The following is a 5,117-nucleotide window of genomic DNA, read 5'->3' as shown; positions in this document are numbered from 1 at the left end:
GTCAACAGCGCGGGGGAGCCCGGGGAAGGGGCCTGAGAGGAGCCCGGCTCGATTCGCCAGCCAGCCCGCCGGCCGAGTGGCCGTGCGGGCTTTGGCTTCATGGGGCTTGCGGCCGGCGTCCCTGTCGGCGTGGGTCCGGGGGATAAAGGAGGCGGGACGCATCCTCTCCATTGACAGCGCCCCTGGGGAGGGATAGGCTTTCCACGCTGGCCCGCCGGTCGGGGGGCAGGCGATGGCGACGGGATTCTTGGAGGGCCTCCACTGGCCATGAGCTGCCGGGGGAGGCCCTTGTGTTTTGAGTGGGCGCGTGGCCCGTGCTCCAGACCGATCGTGTCCGTGGGCGGGGGAAGCGAGGGAAAGAAGGGGGGGAAGGAAAGATGGAGCGACTCCAGCAGATGACGGCGGCGCCCCTGCACCTGATGGACAAATTTCGCCAGGAGCTTCTCACCATCCTGGACGAGCGAAGGCTGCCGATCCAGGAGCAGCAGAATCGGATCAATCAACTGCGGGAGCAGATCCGCCAGGAGGGAGATGGGCAGCTCGACGCCTTCGACCGGGAGTCCCAGGAAATGGAAAAAGACCTCTTGCGGAAACTGGAGGAGCTGAAGGAAATGCGGACGCGAGCCTCTCTGATCCGGCGGGTCTTTGGCTCCATGTTCCGGCCGGGCTAGACGGCTCGTATCCTGGGGCAGAGGGGCGAGCCGATGTACTTCAAGCAGATCCTGGACGAACGGTGTGGGTGCGCGTCGTACCTGATTGCGTCCCGCCAGTCGCACGACGCGGCCATCATCGACCCGTCGCTCGATACGCAGCAGTACGAAGCCCTGTTGCGGGAGCGCGACTTCCGGCTGCGCTACGTGATGGATACCCACATTCACGCGGACCACGTGTCGGGCGCCGGGCAGCTTCGGGCCAGGCACGGGGCCGACCTCTGCCTGCACGAGGCGGCCCGGGTGGCCTACGCGTTCCGCCCCCTCAAGGATGGGGAAGAGTTGCCGCTGGGGCAGTTGCGCCTGCGGGTGTGGCATACGCCCGGGCATCGCGCGGAGCTGGTCTCGATCCTGATCGTGAACCCGCCGCGCAGCCCGGAGCCGTCCATGGTGCTCACGGGCGATTCGCTGCTGGTGGGGGACGTGGGGCGGCCGGACTTCGGGGGGGGCGACGCTGCCGCGCAGTATGAGAGCCTGACGCGCCTGCTCAGGCTGCCGGACTGGGTGGCGGTTTTCCCCGGCCACTTCGAGGGGCCGTGCGGGAAGGGGATGTGTGGCCGCCCCAGCACGACCATCGGCTTCGAGCGCCTCTACAATCCGCTCGCGCGCCTCGATCGCAACGGGTTCATCTCCACCCTTCTGGATGGCGTACCCGCCCGCCCCCTGAACATGACCGCCATCGAGGCGACCAACCGGGGGCTGGCCGACATGCCGTGGGCGATGCTGAGCGGCACCCCCGCCGTCCGGGAGATCGACCTCGATGCCCTGGAAGCCCGTCCGTCCGATGCGGTCGTGCTGGATGTCCGCGAGCCGGAGGAGTACGCCCACGGCCATGTTCCCGGGGCGGTCAGCCTGCCCCAGGCGGACCTCGCCTCACGGCTGGCCGAGGTGCCGCGGGATCGTCCCGTGCTGACGCTCTGCGAGCGCGGGATGCGCTCCCTTCGGGCGGCCCAGTTTCTCCTCCAGGTCGGCATCGAGCAGGTGGCGAGCGTGAAGGGCGGGACGGCGGCCTGGCGGGCGGCGGGCAAACCCCTCGCCGTCGGCGACACCAGCGTGGAGAAGTCCCGCGTCACCGAATCCGAGTGGACCCACGCCGGCGCGCGGAGCAGCTATCGCATCTAGGGCGGCAGCCTCCCGCGCTGCGGGGGGGTGCGGACAATCCCGGTCGCGGGCTACCGCTTCTTCTGGCCGCCGAGGAGCTGCTCCAGGGCGCTTCCCACTTCCTTTGCTGCCTCGCCCGCCGCTTCCACGCCCTGCTGGGCCAGGCCGCCGACTCCCTCGGCCACCTCCCGGATGCTCACCCCCAGGCGCTCGCCCAGGGCGGCCGCGACGCGGGTGGCGAGACCCTCGCTGAGGGTGAATCGCGGGTTGCTGACATCCCCCTCGATGACGAACTCCACCGCGATCTTGTTCTCCTTGTTCTGCAGGAAGGCCACGACCGCGGCGCGCGGCACGCCCATGAACGTGTCCGACGCGCCCCGGGCCGGGACGAACTCCAGGTCCGAGAGCACCATCTTCCCCGGCGCCCGGAGCCGGTTCTGCTTCACTTCGGATTGCAGGTCCAGGTCCAGCGTGCCTTTCTGGACCCGCGTCTCTGCGGCCCGGGTGAGGTAGGGCTGGAGCGCCACCAGATCCACGGAGCGGAGCTGCGTCTGCACCGCGGAGTCCCTGCTGCGGAGCTCGGCCCACCCCGCGATGCTCGCGCGCCCATCCCGCTGGATCCCCTTCACCACGGCGGTGAGGTCAAACCGGGTCCTCCCCGCCAGGGTCGGGGCCACCACGTCGCGCACCGTCGCCCGGATCTGTTCCAGGCGGGTCTTCAGCGGCGGTTGGCTCACGGTGGCGTCGAACAGCTCCACCACGCCCTCCTGCAGCGTGATGCGCGCGATGGCGACCGGGCGGGGCGCCCGGCCGGCGCCCGCCGGCCGGTCCGCCGGCGCGGCCAGCAGGCTCGGGATGACGCGCAGCGCCCCATCCCGCGTCCGCCACGCGGAGAGGTACGGTCTGACGACGGTGATGGACCGGACGCGGATCCGGTCCGAGAAGAGGCTGCGCAGGCTCGGCACGATCCGGACCCGCTCGGCCCGCAGCGTGTCCGCCGCCGGCCACCCCTGGGGGCCCTTGATGCGGAGCCCCTCCACGACCACCCCGGACCACCCGACGCGGAGGTCCTGGAGCTCGCTCCCAGGCCCCAGGGCTTCCGCGACCTTCCCCTTGAGAACGCCGGCGGCCATCCGGAATCCGACCGCGCTGGCCACGAGGAGGACGAGGAGCGCGACGAGGGCGATGAGGCGCCACCGCTTTCCCTTGCCGTTGCCCATGCTCACTCCCGAGTCGTTTATGGTTGCTGGCAGAGCAGGGGGCATGCCGGCACGCCGGACCGGTGGATGCCCGGGCCGGGACTCTGCCAATCCACGCGCAACGCGGGAGTCCATAGCTCGCACGAAGGCCGGCCGGTGTCAAGGCGGCAGCCGCGCGAGCGGTGGCCGCGTATCGTGTGGTGAAGCGGCGTGGGGAGCGAGCCCAGGGCTACGCGGCGGGAGCGGGCGGGGCGGAGGCCGGCTGCCGGCGCGCGACGGGCAGGAGGGGCACGGCCCAGGTGAAGATGGTCAGGGCGGCCAGCGCGGCGCTCACCGGGCGGGTGAAGAACTGGGTCAGGTCCCACTGAGTCTTGATGACGCTCACCATGAAGTTCTGCTCGACGATGGGCCCGAGGACCATGCCTAGCACGATGGGCGCCACCGGGATCCCGTTGGCCTCGAAGAAGTAGCCCAGGATGCCCATCGCCAGCATGAGCCCGACGTCGAAGAGGCTGTTGTTGATGGCGAAGGACCCGACGATGCAAAACATCAGGATGGCCGGCATCAGGATGTTCCGGGGCACCCGGAGCATGGTCCCGCTGGCCTTGATCGCCAGGTAGCCGAAGGGGACCATCAGGAGGTTGGCGAGGATGAAGGAGAGGTAGACCGCGTAGACCAGCTCCGGCTGCTGCTCGAAGATCATCGGGCCGGGGCGCAGGCCCTTCATGAAGAGGATGCCGATCACGATGGCGGTGATGGAGTCCCCCGGGATGCCGAAGACGAGGGCCGGGACCCAGTCCCCGGCCAGGCAGGCGTTGTTCGCCGTGCCAGCGTCCACGATGGTCTCGATGGCCCCCTTGCCGAACTTCTCCGGCTCCCTGGAGAACCGCCGGGAGACGGCGTAGGCGATCCAGGCGGCGATGTCGGCCCCGGCCCCGGGCAAGATGCCGATGAAGACCCCGATCACACCCGAGCGGGCCATGTTGGTTTTGTACCGCCAGAGGGTCTGGGCCACGCCCCGGAAGATGCCTTCCGCCTTGACGCGCGCGATCGGGTACTGGAGGTGGGCGCCGGCCATGTTCCGGAGGACCTCCGAGACGCCGAAGAGACCGATCATGGCCGGGATGAAGTTCACTCCGCCGAGGAGCTCCACGCTGCCGAAGGTGAACCGGGGGTAGCCCAGCGTGATATCCAGGCCCACGGTCGAAAAGAAGAGGCCCGCGAGGAGCGCCAGGCCGGCCTTGAGGGGCTGCTGGCTCGCGATCATCACGGTCGCGCTCAACCCGAGCCCGGCGAGCCAGAAGTACTCGAAGGAGGTGAACCGGAGCGCCACCTCGGCCAGCAGCGGCGCGGCGACCATGAGGACCACCGCCCCGAAGAGGCCGCCCACGGCCGAGCTCACCACGTCCACCCCGAGCACCAGCTCGGCCTTCCCCTGTTTGGTCAGCTCGTAGGAGTCGTCGGTGTACGCCGCCGAGGAGGGGGTCCCCGGGATCCGGCCCAGGGCTGCCGGGATGTCGCCGGCGAAGATGGCCATGGCCGACATGGTGACGATGGAGACCCGCGCCGAAAGGGGATCCATGAAGAAGGTGAAGGGGACCAGCAGGGCCGCGGCCATGGTGGCGGTGAGTCCCGGGATGGCGCCGACGAAGAGGCCGTAGATGCTGCATACGATGATCGTGAGCAGGACTTTCCCGCTCGACAGCATCACCAGGGCGGCCTGGAGCTGCTCGATCATGGGCTCACCACCAGAGGAGGCCGAGGGCGAGCGGCACCCGCAAGATCTTGGCGAAGAGGAAGTGGACGATGGTGGTGAAGACCGCGGCCACCAGGAAGGCCTTCGGGAAGGGGACCTTCAGGCGCCACATGATCCCGAGGAGGACGGCCGCCCCCATGAGAAGGAAGCCCAGCCACTCCACGAGCAGGATGTAGGCCAGGACGCCCACCAGCACGACCAGGGCGTTGAGGAAGCCGGGGTTGCGGTGGAGGGACCGCCAGGCCCCCGCGTCGCTTGCATCCCGCGCCCAGAGCCCCCGCAGGCTCAGGAGCCCGCCGAAGGCGGTCATGAGGGTGGCGAGGATGCGGGGGAAGAGGGCCGGGCCGGGAT

5 protein-coding genes are annotated in these 5,117 nt (G+C 69.7%); 2 read left to right on the top strand and 3 right to left on the bottom strand.

What is annotated here, in order from left to right; all coding sequences use genetic code 11:
- Window positions 1-377: 377 nt before the first annotated feature.
- The gene (locus VGT06_09700; GenBank protein ID HEV8663395.1) at window positions 378-671 is read left to right on the top strand and encodes a hypothetical protein; all 294 of its coding nucleotides are present in this window, start codon (window positions 378-380) and stop codon (window positions 669-671) included.
- A gap of 33 nt (window positions 672-704) precedes the next feature.
- Window positions 705-1,832, top strand: a complete 1,128-nt coding sequence (locus VGT06_09695; GenBank protein HEV8663394.1) for an MBL fold metallo-hydrolase — start codon at window positions 705-707, stop codon at window positions 1,830-1,832.
- Window positions 1,833-1,882: 50 nt separating this feature from the next.
- On the opposite strand, the gene VGT06_09690 is transcribed toward VGT06_09695, so the two are convergent.
- The 3 genes from VGT06_09690 to VGT06_09680 all read right to left on the bottom strand — a co-directional run.
- A complete protein-coding gene (locus tag VGT06_09690; protein HEV8663393.1) occupies window positions 1,883-3,031 on the bottom strand; it encodes a DUF748 domain-containing protein in 1,149 nt (382 codons plus the stop codon).
- Window positions 3,032-3,239: 208 nt separating this feature from the next.
- Window positions 3,240-4,748 carry a tripartite tricarboxylate transporter permease gene (locus VGT06_09685; protein HEV8663392.1) on the bottom strand — a complete coding sequence of 503 codons (1,509 nt, stop codon included), beginning with the start codon at window positions 4,746-4,748 and terminating at the stop codon, window positions 3,240-3,242.
- A gap of 4 nt (window positions 4,749-4,752) precedes the next feature.
- Window positions 4,753-5,117 (bottom strand): tripartite tricarboxylate transporter TctB family protein (locus VGT06_09680; protein HEV8663391.1); only part of this gene is annotated, 365 nt, incomplete at its 5' end.

Source organism: Candidatus Methylomirabilis sp., from assembly GCA_036000645.1.
GTDB lineage: Bacteria > Methylomirabilota > Methylomirabilia > Methylomirabilales > JACPAU01 > JACPAU01.
The sequence above is the reverse complement of the archived record's forward strand: the minus strand, read 5'-3'. Positions and strand labels throughout refer to the sequence as shown.